The sequence below is a fragment of the Iningainema tapete BLCC-T55 genome (genome assembly GCF_014698965.1).
In the GTDB taxonomy this organism is placed as follows: Bacteria; Cyanobacteriota; Cyanobacteriia; order Cyanobacteriales; family Nostocaceae; genus Iningainema; species Iningainema tapete.
In genome coordinates this window covers 1-18,427 of record NZ_JACXAE010000017.1, presented here as the reverse complement: position 1 = coordinate 18,427, position 18,427 = coordinate 1, and the positions used below count along the sequence as shown (strand labels likewise).

Here is an 18,427-nt window from a genome sequence, read left to right as displayed (position 1 = left end):
CTAATAGCTCAAGTCCATTAAAACGGACTGAAACAGTTACAGTTGTCTTCTAACTTGATATCTTAGTTCCAAAATTTATTTATTGAGTAACGAAAATTATGGTGCAAGATCTGAGCGTAAAAAAAATGAACGTTTGTAGTAAGGGCTTTAGCCCTTATAAACTTTGCCTTGAGCGTTCTCTAATCTCACTACAAACTTATAGTGTATTTTACCTACTTACTTAAACAGGTTAAAAGAAACATCAAAAAGTTGGTCACTTTTAGATTTTAAAATATTGTTAATCTCTTTTTCTTTGGGTTCTAAAGGGAAATAGGGTAAATTCTTAACTTTATTTAAAATTATTTTATTCAATGATTCATACTGATTTTGAATATTTGGTATCTCACTATTATTTACGAGTTCAGAAGTTATCAGATGAGCAAGTGTGAGTAGCAAAGAAACTGCACTATATCCGAAATAGGAATAACTAGTGCCTACAATTTTAACTTCTGCCGTCTCTTCTTCCCAATACTCTGTATGGGAGTATTCTTCTTTATATCTGTCAATTATCTGGCGAGTTACAGTTTTTGTGTGATAACCAACAATCTCGTACACTTTTTTCTTCTTTCCATATTCACCGTATTTAACAAGATTTTTCATACCTTTAAACACGTTGCTTGTCTCAACCCAAACAGTTCTTTTCTCTTTGATTGGACAACTGTAGTCAGGAACTTGTTCACTGATAGTTTTGAAAACTGGCACAGATTTATAAATTGCCTTAGACTTCTTTTGTTTTACTTTTTCATAGTGATGTACGGTACATTTGCTAATTACTAAATCAACTTGAGCATTAATTAACTCTTGTACAAAACTGGGAATTTGCTTAGAACGACCTAACAAAGTAGCAATAAATTCCCAAAGGGCATTACAAGCATTGTGTAAGGATTCCTCATTACTTGAGATATTACCAGGCTTTTGACAAGCTACATATGCAATTAATCTTAATATTTCTAGTTTTACCTGATAGACAAACTCATCAGGTGTTTTTTCATTTTGGTAGCTAATTAATTCATCAAAGATTTTCCCTTTATCAACCCCTCGCATCTGCTGTCTCGCGGAAGTAATTAACTCACTAATTCCTTCTCCTGTCCAACAGTTGAGCTTAACTATTTCTGGCTGACTTTTTTCCCCTAAAACGGAAGTGTGAACTTTGTGAATTTTTTTGACTAGCTCAGCAATATTTTGAGATGTTGCTAATTGGCTATCAGTTGCTTGTTTATTTGTGAATGTATTCAAGACATAAATAATCTGATGATGGTGTTGCAACAAATCTTTTAGGTAAATACAGTCATCACGTAAAAATTGTTTATCAGATGCGATTACATAAAAAATTATGTCAGGTTTAAACTGCTCTTGACTAAATTCATCAACACGAAAATTTTCTTTATGAGTTGTCTGGTTGTTGATGTACTGGGCTAATGTCAGATTATCAACTAAAGGAAAATTTTCTACTTGTTGTAAACCTAGTGCGGCTCGATTATAATTTTCTAGTCTGTCATCACTACAGACACCAGGAAGGTCAAAATAATTTAGACCGATGGGAAACTTAAGTAGGTTAATTTCATCAGTACAGTCTTGATACCCTGAAGAAGGCATAAAGTAATCAAGTCCAATCAAGCGATTTCCTAAAGTAGTTTTACCGCTTCCTGTCCTACCAGTTACAAATACATTGACATTGCAAATTTTTCTATAAATTGCCAGTCTCTCGACAATAAATTTAGCTTGAATAGCTGATATTGATGGTTGATTAAATTTGAATCTCATAACTTATACTTAATATACTTATCTTAGTAATTCTCTTTCTATTATCTGAATAAGCTTTTGCTCTATATTTTGAGTTGGAATGCTCTCTAGTAACTGCTTAATTTCAGCTTCTACATGAGCTAACTTACACTCAACATAAACTTCTGCTTCGCTTATACAATCTTGTAAGCTGCATTTAGAGTTAGTACAGTAAGCCTGAATACCCCTTCCCAAAGCTAAAATAAGCTTAATAACTGGATAGCCACCTTGAAGATACTCTTTACCAACTATTTCTTCTACCTGTCCAACTACTGCTTCAACGGTATCAATTACCTCTTTTTCATAACCAAGAAAACGAGTTTCAAGCCTTTCAATAGGTTTTTTCACTTTCTCAGCAATAATTTTATCCTCAAAAACTTTGCCCACACCTATAAATGTTGTCACTGTATTAACTACTTTTTTAAAAGGATTTAATTTTTTAACTTTTATTTCATTGACTTCAATATAATCCGTTATAATCTCTTGTTTGATAATGGGACGCTCTTTAGTAATTTCTTTACTTTCAGTAATATTTTTTATAACCTTTATATCGTTGGTTTGGCTTTCCTTGATTTCCATTGCAGCATCCTCAATAATCTTATTGAGTTCTGCTTTAATTTGGGCAATTTCCTCTTGGTTTTTAAACGTTTTAACCCCATAACTACAAACTGCTGAAGCTGCAACTTGTATTAAGTCTTCTTGGTTTCCAGCTTTTTGGTCAACCTTATAACCTGCTAAACGGCTAGCAATACTAATTAATGTCTGTTGATAGTGAATACTTCTCTGTTTTTGAGCAAATTCTTTTAAATCACTACGTAGGACTTGCTGTATATTCCCTAGCTTTTCTTTGGGTAATATTTGACAAATATAACTGGTAATTTCATTAACGCCTTTACCTGTTTTGGCATCAAATTCAAAAATGGGAGGGTTTTCTTTAGTTGCGTAAACATTTTTAAAAATTGTTGTAATTTTACTTTTAACATCTTCTAAGTTTTGTTCAGTATGCTTGACTTCTCCTGTCTTTTCATGACTGAAAATATTGAGTGCAAAAACAACTTTATTTCTGTGATAATATTTGAGTTGAGATTTTAAGAGGTCACATAGATAACGTTGGTCATCACGAAGAAACTGCATATGAGGCGCAATCACATAGAGAATAACATCTGGCTGAACTTCCTTTTGTTTAGCTTCTGATTGCCATTCTTCAACTTTGATAATTTCTATTTCTTCTACTGGAGTGGAGTAATCAATTTTTTTAAACTCTTCAATAGTAATTATGTCTATATCTTTTTCATCAAGTTGAGGCACTAGTAAAACAGCACGATTAATATTTTCAAAATTACCATCACTACCAGCACCCGGTAAGTCGAAATAGCAAAGATTACTAGCTAGTTTGAAGAAACCTACACTATCTGTACAATCCATGTACCCTGTAGATTTCATTTTTACTTCTTCTAAAAGACAATTTCCCAAAGAAGTTTTGCCAGCACCAGTACGTCCAGTCACGTACAAATTAACAGGAGTCGCAAACAACTCATTGCTTTCCCTAAAAACATCTACTAGTTTCTTTGACTCTATATCACCCAACTCAATAACTTTTAAAAGCTCTGGTTGATCTTGAAAAATTTGGCGAAGATTTTCTAAAGCATTGTCCGACATTGTAGGAACCCAAAGTATAGATATTTGCTGTACAGATAGATAGGTAGTAGCTCTACTTGACTAGCACCTTTTCTAATTAGGCGTATTAAAAAATACTTTTATCTGATAAATAAAGATTTATGCTGATAGGAGGTAATGTAAGAATATTGCCATAAATACCTTATACTCGTCACCAGCGTTGACACGTAGTAAATAGTTAATAAAAAACATTTTATAAAAGTGTTTATACGGTCTTAAATAAGTGAAAGCTTCGTTCTATGGGAGAAGCACATAAACAAAGCGCGTAGACGCGGAGCGGTGAGGCAGCTTGCCGAAGAAAAGTATGACTTGCCTACTTTTATAGTATTAATCAACATTTTAAAAGAAAGTAATGCAGCAATTCCAGACCGCTACGAATCAAACTGTGAAGGATTATACGCACGTCAAGATTATCGTGTAATAAATTTATGGGAGGTTGAAGTGGAAGTTGTATTTGCACAAACTTTTACCATCGCTGCTTCCGTTTGTGCCAGTATTCAAGGATGGTAGTGAAGAATCTACAATTAGAGAAGTGTTTTAAGTTAAATTACAGTGTTAATCCCACCAAGCAAATAAATAGCGCTTCGGAAACTTCAATTTCGTCACAACCAAAAGTAAATTTTACAAATTCGCCGACAAAGTCTAAATCAACGTACCTGAAACTCCAATAAAATTTATTCGATGAATAAGCTTGGCTCTACGTGAAAAAAAGCGCCAAGTTTTTGAGCATATTCTGGAGTGATATTTTGTCTACCTTCTAAAATATCATCAACCGAAGTTTCCGAGCCGAAAAATACTTGCAAATCGTCTTTATTTTTGTTCGATTGTTCAAAAAGGAATGATAATAAAGATTGAGGATTACTTGGGGTTGCGTCAAAGTGATAATTTTCTTGTTCAAATTTTTCAATTAATGTAATTAGTAATTGATATAATTCATTTTCTTCAGGAGTTCGTTCACGATACATTAAATTTTCCACAATAGCTAAAGCTTGTTCGTTTTCAGCTTCAGTTTTAATAAGTTTAGGAAGATAAGTTGTTAATAACTCCTTATATTTTTCCTGATTAAAAGTGAGGGTCATTTTTCCAGTAATCCTTATTATATTCTGTGTGTGTGAGGATATATTTAACGTAAATTAATTGCTCTTCATAATCTATACTAACAATCAATCGGTATTTGTTCCCTTTAATATTAAAGACTGTAAAGTTACCGACTGCTTCAGCTTTAGAAAAAATATTCTGTACTTCAACTAGGTTTGACCATTTCGCTTTACTAGCAACTTTATACCAGTAAATAAGAGCTTCCCGACTATCTGCATGAATTTCAGCATATTCTCTTAAGGCTTTAAAACTAATGACGTGCATCTTCTCTAATTAAAGATTATATGTTAAGTTATGCTGTGTTGGGTTACGCCGAGCGTACTTAACCTACATTTTTCCTAAAATCTCTTCTAAACGCTGGTTATACTCAGTCATATTCATTACTACCTATAAATGATACTATTTAAAGTATGCAATGATCAACTTCCAATTAACTTTGCACCACTGCACTTTATAGTTAAGTTATACCGCCATCCGGGAGGGTACAGTGAGCGAATATCAGTACTACGAATTTCTGGCTTTGGATAAACCGTTAACCACTGAGGAAAAAACCTATGTCCAAAGTCTTTCCAGTCGGGTAGAACTAACATCAACCCAAGCAGTGTTCGTTTACAATTATGGCGATTTTCGCGGCAAACCCAAGGAGCTTTTGGAAAAATGTTTTGATGTCATGCTGTACATGGCAAATTGGGGTTCCCGACAGTTGATGTTTCGTTTGCCCATATCTCTGGTTGATACAACAGTTTTGGAACCATACTGTCTTTCTCGCACTATCTCTATCTCAACTACTCGAAACTTTGTCATTATTGACATCAATATTTGCGATGAAGAAATTTCTGCTTGGGCTGAAGGTGGCGGATGGCTATCAAGTTTAGTCTCGCTGCGGGATGATTTATTGCGTGGTGATTTACGCAGTTTATACCTGGCATGGTTAAAAGCTGCACCTATGGAAAGTGACGAAGACGAAGAAGAGGAAGATATACTCGAACCGCCTGTACCTCCTAACCTCCAAGACTTATCAGCATCACTCAAAACTTTTGTTGAGTTTTTTGAGATTGATCAAGATTTGATTGCAGCGGCAGCAAAGAATAGCGATTTTGCAGAAGAAGAGGATGAAGATTTAGAAGATTTGATCCCATCTTTGAGCGAGTCAGAGCGAAATGATTTTTTAGTCAGACTTGTTAGAGGTGAATCTCACCTTGGAGTTCAACTTATTCATAGACTGCGGGAACTGTCTAATAAACAAGAAAAGAATGTTGATAATTATACTCCAAGAAGAACTCTGTCTGAATTACTTAAACTTGTTTCAGAGGAAACAGAACATCGTCAACAACAAGAGCAAAAAGCTGCAAGCTTGAAGAAAATCGAAAAACTTGAAGCCTTAGCCAAGAAAGAAACACAAGTGTGGGAGGAAGTTTTTAAACTGATTGAACTTAAACAATCAAAACCTTACGATCAGGCGATCGCCTATCTAGTACAATTACGAGATTTGGCAGAGTATCAAGGAAAACTGGCTGAATTTAAGTCTAGTATCCAGCAAATGAAGAAAGATTACAGTAATCGTCCTGGTTTAATTTCACGTTTGCAGAAAGTGGGGTTGTGATTCAACCGCAAAAACTATCCGCATTTGATGGTTACCGACGACCTGCTGGTATTGGATTACTTGGTTTTCCACGGTCAGCTGGGTTCGCTTGTGTTACTTGTTTGTTATTTGATATGGTTAACTGGTTTGTTGTAACTTTGGCGTAAGCAGGAGATATGCAGGTCAAAGTAGACACTACAGCAAGTGCAAAAAATAGTGATTTTTTCATGATTATTTAGCTTGTAAATTGTTGTTTTTGTAGCTGTTGCTGAACAACTAGCTTTTGTTTTCTAAATTTCTGTAGTGGTAAGCGGTGAGGATTTATGCGCCTATGGCAAAAAGAAAGCCAAACGACGGATTCGTTTGGCTAAGAGAATTTTTGCGGTATCTCTGGCTGGGGGCAATAGTTGCAATAATAGTTGCCAGCAATTTAGTAGTTATGACTAATCGGCAACGGCTTGCCGAAATAGTCACGAATATATTCGGATTCTACATTTTAGGATTGTGGTAGTTGAAAAAACAACATCCTGTAACTACAAAAACTATTGCTGTAGGTACAAAAGGTATCCAAGTTGACTTGTAGGCGAGGAAGGTATAACAAAGAGCATATAAAAGAAGCAAACTCAGGCTAGCTGCCAAAGCTAAATAAACAGGCGTCCTTCTCAACTGCCAAACTAATAAACCACCGAGTAAAGACCAAGTCCATATCCAAAAAACCTCAGTCTCTACTGACCAAACTCTAAGTAATGGGCGATCGCCTAAAGCTGCATGAATAATTTGACTTGCAATCTGAGCATGAAGTATTACACCAGGCAACAGTTCTTGTTTATCTTGATTGTAAGGTGTCAAAAAATGGTCTTTAGCGCTACCTATAGCATCTACGCCAATTAATACAACTTTGTCTTTGACTACATCAAGTGGTACTTCATCTCTAAGCAGTTGCTTCAATGTAAATATATTCTGAGTTAAGTTCAAAGGAGAGTTATTTACAGAACGATAATTAATTAAAATTTGATGCCCATAATCATCTAATTTTTGATAGCCATTACTATGATTTTCTAAAGGTTCAAATACTGCTTTGCCTAATTGTAAATACTGTTTTGGAGTAAATTTGAGTTCAATACCTTCTTTCTTTAAATAAGTTTGTGCAATTTTGAAACTCAAGGAATACTCTGCCTGACAAGGGTCTGTTAGTTCGGGTTTCATTGCCAAGACAGCACGGCGCATAATATTATAAGGACGGTCAGGATAAACATCTGCGTATCCAATTTGCGCTCTCGTAAATTTGGGTGGTGGAGAAACACCAATCCTAGCTTTGGAATCGCCAACAAAACACGTACCAATAAAATTATTTTGTCGTAGGTTATTTGCTAAATCTTTATACTTAGGATTGGCTTTAAAATCGCGGAAGATGTCTAAACCAATAACTCTTGGTTCGTGTGGGTTCAACTTCTTTAAAACTAAATCTAGTCCTCGATCTGATAGCGAACCAAGTCTGTCCTTTTGTTCAGGCAATTTAAAATCATCCTCTGTAACTTTGATGATGACAAATTTATCATCTGGAGGTTCTTGGGGACGCATCTGCATCATCTGGTCATAAGCAGGTAACTCTAATCCTTCTAGCATTCCTAAGAAACGCACTCCCATCACCAAACCAGTTACTACCACACTAGCAGCACATAATGCTCCCACCTGACGCCATTTCTTAAATTTTTTGCTTTTTGGCGGGTTAGACAAAGTCTCCCAAGTCGGTGGTACCACTGTAGGATTTTGGAAAATAATCGGCAACCAGCTAGCACAGGGAAATTTATCCTCCATCCCCTGCAACCTTTCTCGCGCTTTTCTTTGGGCAACATAAAGCGAATCACCGTGCGCGAAAGCATTCAGGAAATTCTTTAAAAACTCATGTGCAATCTGATCTGGCACAGGGAGGCGCATCACAATCAGTTGTGGCAAGTGCAATTGTTCTAGTTCATAAGCTAACCCTAGACCATCACACGAGTTAAAAATCGCCAACTGCAATCCATTTTTAATTGCCTGTCGTAAACTGTACTTAAGTTCATCTAATGTCAAGCTATCCTGACGATTAATGTAAATCCGACCTTGATTTTCATTAGTTTCACTATGTCCAGCAAAAAAGAAAATGTCCCAAGATCGATCCCAAAGCAGGTCATTAATTTGCTGACGCGATGGTTCTACTAAGAACGTAACCTCCGCATTTGGAAGTTCTTGCAGCATTTTACGGTCAGTTTCTGTATCAATCCCTTTGCTATTTCCTAAAATTGCCAGAACTTGTACTTTTTCTCTAGGTTTACTAAAATTTATCTGACCTAGCTGCGTACTGAAAGCAATTTCTGATTGAGAATATCTTTCAATAAATTCCCAGAAATGCCAAGGTAGTTTATGCAGTCGATGATCAGGGGTGCGAATCAAAACGCGAATTGCTTCTTCCTGATTTGACACTTCTCGCAATCGTTTTTCTACATTTTGAAATTCAGCAGATTCTAACCACTGTTTGAAACAAGTTTGTAAATCTTTCGCGAAACGACGGCAAGTATCAATTTGCGATAAGGAACTTGTTTGAATTTTGACTTTTTGAAGAGTAATACGAGTACTCTCCAAAATTTGACGGTAATTTTGCTGCCACAAATCCAAACATTGAAGAAGTTTAGGATTCGGAGGTAAATTACCTGTAGTTTCACTAAAGTGAACCTGTCCTTCTTCACCCACCTCCAAAGTAACTTTAAATCCTTGTTCTAAAGACCCATCTAATTTTAAAATTACTCTTTTGCTCATAAAGAAGCATCCTGTTTATGCCTACAAGGTTAAATTACAAAATGTTCTGTTATAACTTTACCGCTGCAAGCAACCTCTATACTAAACCTTTCACCTGGTTGACCACTAAATTGAAATTGAATAGTCTGAGTAACAGCCGCATTGGCTATTCCCACCTCAACACCGTTTTCATCAAGCAACCGAACTTGTACATCATCTGGTAAATAATCAACATTATCTAGAGGACGAATCTCAAAACCAATTGTCACTTCAATATCGTTAATTGGCAATATTCCTATTAGCAAAGCAACTTGTTCGTTACCTGAGAGAGAACTAAAATCTAATATTTTGACTCGGTTAATAATAAATATCGAGTTTTGATTTTGAGACGTTAAATTTTGTGTATTTTGACTTCTCCAAGCTGTAGCAACTTGTTGATGCGCGAACGTATCTTCAATTGTTTGCCAGATATTATCAAATCCACCCCGCAACCATTCACTTAGTCGTGTTAATTGGGATATATTACTGACTTGAATTCCTCGTCGCGTTGCATAAAGATTTTGACGCCATATGTCATTTTCCTGCAAGGCACCCCAAGTTGCAAACGGCACAGACAAGCGCGGAAAAACTAGTGCAGCATCACCCAAACGCCCAATCAAATTTTCTGCCTGTGTTACAGATAATTCCGGTAAAGGAGAAACATGCGCTCTGGTTGGTGCTTCAGGATAACACTCATGCCTTACCCACAGAGTATCCATGTCGTGTGTCAAAAGTAATGCATCTAGACAATAAGTTCGGTCATCTGGGTCATATTCACTGTTATTTTTTAATTCTTGATGGGTTGTATAGCCCCAAATGCGTAAAAAATTACCCTCAGGTCTAAACTGTACCACGATATAATAATCTCCAACCCAATTGGGAATATCTACCCACTCCTGAGGAACCTCTAACTCTCCATCATCAATTGCTTCAGTTGGAATTATGACTAGCTTTGTCGTACCTATCGTAATTGCACTACCATTCACAACATCCCACACAGCAGACATATTATCTACATCAAGCCATATTCTCGCTTCCGGGGCATTATCTTGGATTAAATCCAATACTGTATAAAGGCATACGCGATTAATATACGCATTCCAACGACTATTGGGTGTTACATGTTGTTGGCTTTGTTCCCAGAACTTAGCCTGTTGTGGTGAGGAAACTTCTAACCACCATTCCTTTGGTTGAGCAAATAAAAAAGTCACTTTTATCTCCTGATCAATTCAAAACCTAATGCCAAACAATTTTGGTCAAAACCATTTACGAACTCGGAGCCATTCCTCTAAAGCATCGCTCCTATCTTTTAATAGGTTCGGATCTGGGGAAACATTCACTCCTTGTTGACTTTTTTCTGACTTTTGCTCCCACTTAGTTAATTCCTCCAATAGGATTTTCCTGCTCTTACTTAACTTGCGAGAAACCCAAACCTGGTCTTTACCTAATCTTCTGGCAATTTCTTGTTGAGTTAAGTCTTGCTGGTAGTACATTTGCAGAACTTCTCGCAGTTCAGGAGTAAGTTGTTTTAAAGCAGCTAGTAAAAAATTATGTATTTCCTCTCTTCGATTTTGACTTTCTTGGGTATTCTCCTGCGCAATTAGTTCTGTCATTAAAGACTCGGAGGTCAATTCAGGTAAATCCCAATGTCCTGGTGAGTTGCTTCCTGGTTTTGGTACATCCAGAGAATCTACTGTTGGATAAAGGTAGGAACGTATCCAAGTAGCAGTTTTTCTCAACCACTGCTCAACCATCTCTCCATCTAATTCTCTACTTGCAGATACTAGTTGACTTTGACGTTCACGATTGTAAAGATTTGCAATTTCTGACCACAACTTCCGGGAAGGCTCTGGTAATCTCTCAATACCACCAGCATGTTGCTGAATATACAGTGCCTGAAAGCATTTCCACGCTAATTTATACCTAGCTATTTCTTCTGAAGTTAGTCCAGCACTTACAAGAGCTTCTACAAAGCGTTTTTTTGTCACCTTACGTAACAAAGCCCAATCTGTACAAATATGAACATCTTGACGCTGACGCAAAATCTCTTTTAACAAGCTAAGAAACGCGATCGTCGCATAAGTTTTTAAATTAACATTTTTTTCAGGTTTAAACCCATTGCAAATTTTTTGTACTTCCGCAATACCCATTTGAAAGTAATCAGCTAACTCGTACTTAGTGCTGTAAAACTTTTTCATTATATTTTTGGCTGCCCAGTAGCAAGGTTCTTGCAAGTAAGCTGACAAATGCATAAAAGCTAAATTCTCAGCATTATTACGCCAAATTTTATACCAATACAACGACCAAAATTGATCTGATTCTGGTGATGATGACTTGGACAGACAATTTTCGATGCTTCGGCGCAGTTTATTATCGGTGCTCCATCTTGCGTCACTATTATAATCAAAGTGAGCGAAAGTAGAAAACATTTCGGCGATTTTTAAACGAGGGCGCATATATTTAAGACTTTATCTTAATTTATTGCCATTTTAAATTTAGCAATTTTAATGGATGAGATAGTAATATAACCCTCTAAATTTAATCGCATTCGGAGTTTATGAGAGCGATCGCTGTTCCTAAAATCTCTTCTAGATGCATCAAGGCGATCGCATTTACAACAATATGCCCCAAGTGATTTGTTGGACAAGGTGATAGCTTATTGGAAAGCGCATTTGCACAACGCGCGTACCTAGACCGGAAATGGCGCAAAAATCAGATTACACTCAACATGCAGCGTGGATGTCGGCATTGAACGAACTAGCACCACAAGACTATCAGAAGTTACTTTCCCGGTGGCGAGTTGAACATCAGCGACGAAGTAATCTGTGGAAAGCTATGAAGAATTTAGGATTGGGATGATGTAAATGTGTTTAGGAGGAAGTGAGGGCGTGTTTTTTCAGTTCGTCTAGGGAAACAACTTCCAAAGCTCTGGGATGGGTAGCTGATAAGACGACTGGTGGAGCAACCCCAGCATCAAGAGCTTCTTTCCAGCGTGAAGCACATAAACACCAGCGATCGCCTGGTTTCAACCCAGGAAATTGATATTCCGGATGCGGAGTGCTAAGATCGTTTCCCCGCGATTTGGTAAACTCAAGAAATTCTGCTGTTACCTGGGCGCAAACGACGTGCAACCCAAAATCCTGCCCACCTGTACGGCAAGAGCCATCGCGGTAATACCCAGTCATGGGATTCGTGCAGCAAGTCTCAAGTTGTCCGCCTAGTACATTGTTAGCTTCTGTCATTGCTAATTCCTAATACCTTATAATAGTGTAGCTTGGCTTGAGCCAATTATGATTTATTTAGTTCTTTAAATAATTCCATTAATTTACGTTTGCGTCCATGATCTGCTTCTAATTTTGAACGATAAGCAGTCCACTCAGCTTGTTGTCTCAGTTGAAAATGAGCAGCTTTGACTTTTTGCAGCCACCTCACTGCTTCATTGTATCTATCAGCTTTACCCTGATTCATAATTTCTTCTGCCCGTTTTTGAGCATTATCAATTACCCAATCAGGACGATGAGGGATTGCTGCCTCCATAACTCTATGAACCAATTCTGAGCGATAGTAACCATCTGTTTTTACTACTTTAATAGCATCATCAATCAATTCTTCATGCAAGAAAATATCAACTTTTGCTGCTTGCGTTCCCCAGCCTGTATCGTCTCGCAACACTTGGAGTAAATCTGGTTTGACTTCTGACCACAATTCCCCTGCCAACTCTTCTATTTTAACATAATCTCGAAATGATGGTTCTGTTTCAAATGCAACAATACTGGCATTTAATGCAGTTGATATATTACCTAAACCTTGTGCTAAGTCGCTTGTCCAAGAAGCTAATTCATACAAACACTTTCCTGATAAATTTAGTCCTGCCTGAGCAATTTTCAATGCTTCAGATAAGTATCCATCATCACGCAATATTTTCGCAAGAGCAAAGGCAGCTTCTGCTGTTTCCATTTGATTTTTAGCAGCAGACATCGCCTCTTCAACTCGCCCTAAAGCTGCCAGTTGTATCAAATATTGCAGCGTCATTCCTTCTGCAAAAGCAAGATTTAAATACTCTGTATATCGATTTTGACGTTCAAGGATTTGCAACCGAATTAATGCTAAATCATTAGCAAATTCTGGTCGATTATCTGCCCAAATTTGTGCAGACTCACCTTTCATTACTCTTTGCAGTGGTGGGTAATTCCATCCTTGGTGCAATGCTGATAAACTCATGGCAAAATCTATATCGATTTCATCCTGCCACGATTCCAGCATTACTTGTAAATCAATAACTTCTGCTTCAGTCAGCTTTGCACATAAAATTGCTTCTGTCCATGCACTATTGAGGGGTTCTGCAATTGAATAACAATCACCACCATAATTTGTTAACTCGTCCCATTCCTCTGCATAGGTTGTGGTGATGGTTTCGAGGATGGCGTAGACGCGGAGCGGCTTGTCGTAGACATCGCATTATTCCCATCTCCATTTTGGGCAAATTCTCTTGCTTTTTCAATCACAGCAAGCAACTCTTCGCTAAATGGATCATCTTCCCTACCATACTCTAATTCTTCCAACCCATTCCGCAAAATCCGTTTTACCTGACTGCGAATAGGTGCAACGTCGATTTTAGTTTGACGCTTAGTTGGTGGTTTGGCTGAAATAGGCGAAACCAATAAACTAACAAAGTAGTCAATATCATCAATTAATTCTGGTTGTTTCTCAACTAATTCTTCCAGCAGTTGTTGAGTTTGTTCGTAGTTGAGACGACTCAATAAATACTTTAGACTTGGACGTTCTTCAATTACTTTAGCAGAGCGCGAACAAGTTAACAAGGTGGCGACGATATGCTTACACCAACCATCGTAATCATAAGGACAGCTACAGTTAACTGAGGTAATTCCACCAGCATCAAAACCAATACTGACTTTATATGGCTTAATTTCGCTACCTTCGACATCTGCTTGAATCAGATTACCACATTTTTTCTGGTCAATTACCGCTCCTGCCCTGTAATATTCTTCACCACGACTGTAGGATGAAGCATTGGAGTTATGGCGGATGATCGCTTCTGATATCGGTGGAATCGACATAGCATTCTAGTTTTTTATTTATAGTCTATGCTACAATCGCGGACACAGAATCGATTAGTATATATATACTATATTAATGCCCTAGCACCACTAATAGAGGTACTGGGGAGTAGAAATTGTCTTGAGGTGCTTTCATGGCTTCACCGTTTCCGGGGATGAACCCATATTTAGAGAATCCGTTATTGTGGTCAGAAATCCATAATCTATTGATAGCAGCTATTTTCCGGAAACTCAACCCCCAATTGCGTCCTAAATATAAAGTGGCGATTGAAAAACGTGTGTACCAGACAACTAATGAAGATTCGCTGTTGGTGGGTGTAGCTGATGTCGCACTACAGAGTAAGCAAAAAACATCACTACCACAAAAAGCAAATACTGCTGTTGCATCTCCATCAGTCGAAGCTGTGACAGTTGATGTGACGATGCCTGAAACTATCAAGGAAACTTATTTAGAAGTACGAGATATCGCGACGCAAGAAGTCGTCACCGTAATTGAAATTATTTCTCCAAAAAATAAGCGTCCTGGGGAAGGACGAAATGCGTATGTAAAAAAGCGGTTACAGGTATTAGGTAGTTGTACGAATTTAGTGGAAATTGATTTGCTGCGAGATGGTAAGCCAATTCAGCAAATACAAAATAATCTTCAAACTGACTATAGAATTTTAGTCAGCCGTGCTTACTCGCGTCCAAAAGCTGATTTATACGCATTTAATTTACAAAATTCGATTCCTTTTTATCCCTTACCTTTACGGGAAGGTGATACAGAACCGTTACTAGATATACAAACATTAATTAATGAATTATATGACGAAGGTAATTATGATTTAGTCATTGACTATACTCAAGAACCTATACCTCCACTGTCACAAGAGAATATTGCTTGGGTTGATGAGGTTTTGAAAGAAAAGGGATTGAGGTAGCATAAATAAGTAAACCTCTTGAACTGATGCTTTTCAAATTGTACATTTGCACCTACCACTTTAACCAACAGGAAACTCAGTAAATTTCCGTTTATAGGGAGCCCTAAACGCTAGAACTATATCTTGTTTGGGAACTCCTGCTTCTACTAATTCATTCGCAACTCCAATTTCTGTACCATCTCGTTCGATCCAAATTTTGCCATCTTTAATTTCCACGTAGATGATACAACCGAATATTCTTGTTAAATATTGCAAACCTTTATTAAGAACTTGATAGCGATCGCGCTCTGTATCAAATATCAGTTGTACTTTTGTCTGACTACAGTCAGTGTTTGTATCCCTAAGCGCTATTAGCTCTATTCTGTCAGAGCATCAAGTAAGCGCCAGTATTCTTAACCCTTCTTCGGGGTTGCCAGTCGCAGCCATTGCTTTAAATCTTGTATAGGCATCAAATTCTGCGCTTAGCTATGGTAAAAAGTTCTTTAATCAGCTTATTGACACTTATACCTTTGGTTTGAGCAAGTTCTTTCAATCTGTTATGCTTCTCGTCTGGTAAACGAATAGTTAAACGCTCCACACCAATAGCGGGATGAATTAGCATAGACGTTGAGGAATTTAGGGTTGATGTGAAACTGTAAGTTAAAATGGTAAATGATCTTTATGCTTGAAGACCCAATGAATATCAATATCGATATACCTGAGCGGGTGCGCGTTTACATTGAGGCACAAGTAATGGCTGGTGCATACAATAGCATTGGCGAATATTTTTTAGATTTAGTACAGCAAGACCAAAAACGCAAAGCACAAGAAAAGTTGGAAGCTCTTTTACTCGAAGGTATTGATTCTCCAGGACAGGAAGTAACACCAGAATATTGGCACTCTTTGCGTTCTACGGTTTTGGGTGAGAACAATAGGTCGAACTCGAACGAAGCATGAGCTATCGGTTAGTTGTCAAAGATAAGGCAACGCAAGATTTGCGACAGTTGGCAAATTATATATTGGTCAATGGCAATGCGGATGTAGCTGTTAAATTTTTAAATGCTGCGGAAGTGACTTTTGAACAGTTACTAAAAACCCCTAGAATCGGAAAAGTGACCCAATTGGTGGATACCAGATTGGGCGAAATTAGACAATGGCGTATTAAAGATTTTGAGGATTATTTAATTTTTTATCGTATTCAAGATACTACCGTTGAAATTCTACGGGTATTTCATGGAGCAAGAGATTTAGCAGATGTACTAAGTGAGTTAGATGAAGAATTTTAACCCAAAATAACAACCTTAAATCGGAAAATTGCCATAAAGCTAAACAAAGCAGCACTTTAAGCCGTTTTAAAGCTGCGATCGCATTACTGATTCAATGGCACTTGGGAATTACACCAAGGTTCATCAATTCTTTGATTGGTAACTGAGCTAACAAAAATGTTCACCCCTTTGGGCGGTTTTCTTCTTCAATCCGAGCTAGAGCGACGCGATATTGGGCTTCATATCTGAGCCAGAATGCTGCTGTACTACCCAAAACTCGTTCTAGCTTCAGGGCTGTTTCTTCATTAATCGGTGCTTTGCCATTGATGAGCAAATTGATCTGTTCGGTGGTGTAGCCTAAACGCTCTGCTAATTGTGCACAGCAACAATCACGCTCTTCTAAGGCGTCAGCAATAGTATCACCACCGAGGAGATACCCAATCGGGAGTGAATGTTCGGGTTGTCTCAATCATGGTAATCTCCAATTAAATTCAATACAAACAACACTAACTTTTGACCAATCAATACTTCCATCCTCTGTGAGAGGGATGGAGTCGTTATCTGGTTTAAATACAAGTCGTCTACCGCCTTCGAGATCTGCACTCTTGGCAATTCTGTCAAACAGAATAAATATTTAACTAAATGGATTTAATGTGGATATACCACAACCGTCAAAATCCTTAATATTTCTAGTAACAAGTGTCAAAGAATGTATTTTAGCTGTTGCCGCAATTAATATATCAGCTTGCGAGCGCGGTTTACCTTGAGTTCTCAAAAAGCCTCTCAATTCACCCGAACACTTGGCAATTTCTGAGGTGATGGGGAGAATTTGACAGTGAGTTGTCAGAAAGTTTTCAAACCAGTTTTGGATTCTAGCATTAGGCTTGGCTGTTAAACCATAATAAATTTCCTCAATTGTAATTACACTTAAGTTAATAGATGTCACAGTCCCGCTCCATGCTATTACCCCTGGATTTGGCATTGGGCGAGTTAATTCACTGATTATATTCGTGTCACAAAGATGACTCATCATAGTCTTCCGTAAAAGGATTATCGCGATCACTTCGTGGTGGTATCTCTAAGCTATAATTTTCTTCAGTACATAACTGCTGAAGTTCTTTAAAGACTTGAGCTAGAGATGTTTGTGCAGTTTTTTGCCGCCAGTTTAAAAATTCTTTAAAAAGCTCAGGCTCTACAATTGCAGCTACTAATTCCTCTTCAGTATAAATTAGCTGAGGTTCAAGACTTGTCGCATTAATTATTGAAGGTAGCTGTTTTTTGGCTTCTTCAAGTGTCCATTTCATTCTACAAATCTCCAAGTTTTGGAAGTATTGGATATAGAGGCTGTTCTCAAGTTAGCTTATTTTCGCAAGTGATCGCACTCTAAGCAATTGAGTCAAATGAGCGATCATACTACGATTTTTCGCTAAAGCTAAATTGCCAATTGACAAACTGCGATCGCCGAAGGCGGACACTCTGTGCCATCGCACTTCTGTTGATGGGGTTTATGTAAGCGATCGCCAGTTGAATATCAATTGAATTGAGAAATCACAACCACTTGTGTAGTATACGCCGTGAGCATCAAATTTGAGACTCCTGTATTTGAGGGCTTGCTTGTCCTCTGCCTAGTGGCTCTAACTCTGACAAGACGGGTTCAAATTTGCACAGGATGTCTACCCCTTTGGGCGGTTTTCTTCTTCAATCCGAGTTAGAGCAGCGCGGTATTGGGCTTCATATCTGAGCTAGAAGGCTGCTGTACTACCCAAAACTCGTTCTAGCTTCAAGGCTGTTTCTTCATTGATTGGTGCTTTGCCATTGATGAGCAAATTGATATGTTCGGTGGTGTAGCCTAAACGCTCTGCTAATTGTGCTTGCGTTCAATTACGCTCTTCTAAGGCGTCAGCAATGGTATCACCACCGAGGAGATACCTAATCGGTCGTGAACGTTCGGGTTGTCTCAATCATGGTAATCTCCAATAAAAACAATACAAACAGCAGTAACTTTTGACCAATGAATGCTGTAACACTGGTTCGCAACTGTTTGTGAAAGAAAAATACTAAATGCTTAAGTTGGACTTTACTTGCTAAAGTTGCCTGGTGTCAGTAGATGAAAGTGTGGGTAGTGGTAAATATGTAGTGATAAGGCAATTTTAGTCACTCAAATTATTTCTTTTTAGCTGTTTAAATTGGAAA

At 37.7% G+C, this 18,427-nt stretch carries 22 protein-coding genes and 2 pseudogenes; 7 read left to right on the top strand and 17 right to left on the bottom strand.

Annotated elements, in window-relative coordinates:
• Positions 1-216: 216 nt before the first annotated feature.
• Both ICL16_RS04140 and ICL16_RS04135 read right to left on the bottom strand, forming a co-directional pair.
• Positions 217-1,803 (bottom strand): GTPase, encoded by a 1,587-nt coding sequence (locus ICL16_RS04140; RefSeq protein ID WP_190825628.1) that lies wholly within the window; start codon positions 1,801-1,803, stop codon positions 217-219.
• An 18-nt stretch (positions 1,804-1,821) separates the two neighbouring features.
• Entirely contained in the window at positions 1,822-3,480 is a 1,659-nt protein-coding gene (locus ICL16_RS04135; RefSeq protein ID WP_190825627.1) for a GTPase, read from the bottom strand.
• Positions 3,481-3,762: 282 nt separating this feature from the next.
• On the opposite strand from ICL16_RS04135, the pseudogene ICL16_RS04130 reads away from it, so the two are divergent.
• Positions 3,763-4,030: pseudogene (locus tag ICL16_RS04130) on the top strand (transposase); the annotation flags it as partial.
• A 142-nt stretch (positions 4,031-4,172) separates the two neighbouring features.
• On the opposite strand, the gene ICL16_RS04125 reads toward ICL16_RS04130, so the two are convergent.
• On the bottom strand, positions 4,173-4,577 hold the full coding sequence (locus ICL16_RS04125) for a helix-turn-helix domain-containing protein (RefSeq protein ID WP_190825626.1): 405 nt from the start codon (positions 4,575-4,577) through the stop codon (positions 4,173-4,175).
• Positions 4,561-4,860 (bottom strand): type II toxin-antitoxin system HigB family toxin, encoded by a 300-nt coding sequence (locus ICL16_RS04120; RefSeq protein ID WP_190825625.1) that lies wholly within the window; start codon positions 4,858-4,860, stop codon positions 4,561-4,563. Before ICL16_RS04120 ends, ICL16_RS04125 begins: the two co-directional genes overlap by 17 nt.
• 223 nt (positions 4,861-5,083) lie before the next feature.
• On the opposite strand from ICL16_RS04120, the gene ICL16_RS04115 reads away from it, so the two are divergent.
• Positions 5,084-6,199 carry a hypothetical protein gene (locus ICL16_RS04115; protein WP_190825624.1) on the top strand — a complete coding sequence of 372 codons (1,116 nt, stop codon included), beginning with the start codon at positions 5,084-5,086 and terminating at the stop codon, positions 6,197-6,199.
• A 31-nt stretch (positions 6,200-6,230) separates the two neighbouring features.
• Here ICL16_RS04115 and ICL16_RS04110 read toward each other — a convergent pair whose 3' ends face one another.
• Entirely contained in the window at positions 6,231-6,407 is a 177-nt protein-coding gene (locus ICL16_RS04110; protein ID WP_190825623.1) for a hypothetical protein, read from the bottom strand.
• Between the two features lie 102 nt (positions 6,408-6,509).
• On the opposite strand from ICL16_RS04110, the gene ICL16_RS04105 reads away from it, so the two are divergent.
• On the top strand, positions 6,510-6,689 hold the full coding sequence (locus ICL16_RS04105; protein ID WP_190825622.1) for a hypothetical protein: 180 nt from the start codon (positions 6,510-6,512) through the stop codon (positions 6,687-6,689).
• Here ICL16_RS04105 and ICL16_RS04100 read toward each other — a convergent pair.
• Genes ICL16_RS04100 through ICL16_RS04090 form a run of 3 tightly spaced genes read right to left on the bottom strand, consistent with a single transcriptional unit; the run spans position 6,668 to position 11,448 of the window.
• Complete coding sequence (locus ICL16_RS04100) at positions 6,668-8,974, bottom strand: CHASE2 domain-containing protein (protein ID WP_190825621.1); 2,307 nt, start codon at positions 8,972-8,974, stop codon at positions 6,668-6,670. The two genes, ICL16_RS04105 and ICL16_RS04100, sit on opposite strands and share 22 nt — an antisense overlap.
• Positions 8,975-9,003: 29 nt before the next feature.
• Positions 9,004-10,203, bottom strand: coding sequence for a DUF1822 family protein (locus ICL16_RS04095; RefSeq protein ID WP_190825620.1), 1,200 nt, complete (start codon positions 10,201-10,203; stop codon positions 9,004-9,006).
• A 45-nt stretch (positions 10,204-10,248) separates the two neighbouring features.
• Entirely contained in the window at positions 10,249-11,448 is a 1,200-nt protein-coding gene (locus tag ICL16_RS04090; protein ID WP_190825619.1) for a sigma-70 family RNA polymerase sigma factor, read from the bottom strand.
• A 244-nt stretch (positions 11,449-11,692) separates the two neighbouring features.
• Between ICL16_RS04090 and ICL16_RS04085 the strand changes: the two genes are divergently transcribed.
• Positions 11,693-11,851, top strand: coding sequence for a hypothetical protein (locus ICL16_RS04085; RefSeq protein ID WP_190825618.1), 159 nt, complete (start codon positions 11,693-11,695; stop codon positions 11,849-11,851).
• Between the two features lie 11 nt (positions 11,852-11,862).
• Here the strand turns inward: ICL16_RS04085 and ICL16_RS04080 are convergent, their stop codons facing one another.
• The 3 genes from ICL16_RS04080 to ICL16_RS47130 form a co-directional block, all read right to left on the bottom strand.
• Complete coding sequence (locus ICL16_RS04080; protein WP_190825617.1) at positions 11,863-12,234, bottom strand: DUF2237 family protein; 372 nt, start codon at positions 12,232-12,234, stop codon at positions 11,863-11,865.
• A gap of 46 nt (positions 12,235-12,280) precedes the next feature.
• Complete coding sequence (locus ICL16_RS47135) at positions 12,281-13,255, bottom strand: tetratricopeptide repeat protein (protein WP_337906904.1); 975 nt, start codon at positions 13,253-13,255, stop codon at positions 12,281-12,283.
• A gap of 110 nt (positions 13,256-13,365) precedes the next feature.
• On the bottom strand, positions 13,366-14,070 hold the full coding sequence (locus tag ICL16_RS47130; protein ID WP_337906903.1) for an SWIM zinc finger family protein: 705 nt from the start codon (positions 14,068-14,070) through the stop codon (positions 13,366-13,368).
• Positions 14,071-14,204: 134 nt separating this feature from the next.
• Between ICL16_RS47130 and ICL16_RS04070 the strand changes: the two genes are divergently transcribed.
• Positions 14,205-14,990 carry a DUF4058 family protein gene (locus tag ICL16_RS04070; protein WP_190825616.1) on the top strand — a complete coding sequence of 262 codons (786 nt, stop codon included), beginning with the start codon at positions 14,205-14,207 and terminating at the stop codon, positions 14,988-14,990.
• Positions 14,991-15,050: 60 nt separating this feature from the next.
• Here the strand turns inward: ICL16_RS04070 and ICL16_RS04065 are convergent, their stop codons facing one another.
• Together ICL16_RS04065 and ICL16_RS04060 are read right to left on the bottom strand one after the other, a co-directional pair.
• Complete coding sequence (locus tag ICL16_RS04065; protein ID WP_337906907.1) at positions 15,051-15,341, bottom strand: XisI protein; 291 nt, start codon at positions 15,339-15,341, stop codon at positions 15,051-15,053.
• A 5-nt stretch (positions 15,342-15,346) separates the two neighbouring features.
• A pseudogene (locus ICL16_RS04060) lies at positions 15,347-15,567 on the bottom strand (toxin-antitoxin system HicB family antitoxin).
• A gap of 98 nt (positions 15,568-15,665) precedes the next feature.
• Here ICL16_RS04060 and ICL16_RS04055 point away from each other — a divergent pair.
• Positions 15,666-15,926: a ribbon-helix-helix domain-containing protein gene (locus ICL16_RS04055; protein WP_190825615.1), complete on the top strand. Its 261-nt coding sequence runs from the start codon at positions 15,666-15,668 to the stop codon at positions 15,924-15,926.
• Positions 15,923-16,255 carry a type II toxin-antitoxin system RelE/ParE family toxin gene (locus tag ICL16_RS04050; protein ID WP_190825614.1) on the top strand — a complete coding sequence of 111 codons (333 nt, stop codon included), beginning with the start codon at positions 15,923-15,925 and terminating at the stop codon, positions 16,253-16,255. The genes ICL16_RS04055 and ICL16_RS04050 overlap by 4 nt, the downstream gene beginning before the upstream one ends.
• 160 nt (positions 16,256-16,415) lie before the next feature.
• Here ICL16_RS04050 and ICL16_RS04045 read toward each other — a convergent pair whose 3' ends face one another.
• The 4 genes from ICL16_RS04045 to ICL16_RS45285 form a co-directional block, all read right to left on the bottom strand.
• Positions 16,416-16,703 (bottom strand): helix-turn-helix transcriptional regulator, encoded by a 288-nt coding sequence (locus ICL16_RS04045; RefSeq protein WP_238360590.1) that lies wholly within the window; start codon positions 16,701-16,703, stop codon positions 16,416-16,418.
• A 165-nt stretch (positions 16,704-16,868) separates the two neighbouring features.
• The gene (locus ICL16_RS04040) at positions 16,869-17,216 is read right to left on the bottom strand and encodes a type II toxin-antitoxin system VapC family toxin (protein WP_238360593.1); all 348 of its coding nucleotides are present in this window, start codon (positions 17,214-17,216) and stop codon (positions 16,869-16,871) included.
• Between the two features lie 31 nt (positions 17,217-17,247).
• Positions 17,248-17,538 (bottom strand): prevent-host-death protein, encoded by a 291-nt coding sequence (locus tag ICL16_RS04035; protein WP_190825613.1) that lies wholly within the window; start codon positions 17,536-17,538, stop codon positions 17,248-17,250.
• A gap of 438 nt (positions 17,539-17,976) precedes the next feature.
• Positions 17,977-18,060 carry a helix-turn-helix domain-containing protein gene (locus ICL16_RS45285; RefSeq protein WP_238360592.1) on the bottom strand — a complete coding sequence of 28 codons (84 nt, stop codon included), beginning with the start codon at positions 18,058-18,060 and terminating at the stop codon, positions 17,977-17,979.
• Between the last annotated feature and the right edge of the window lie 367 nt (positions 18,061-18,427).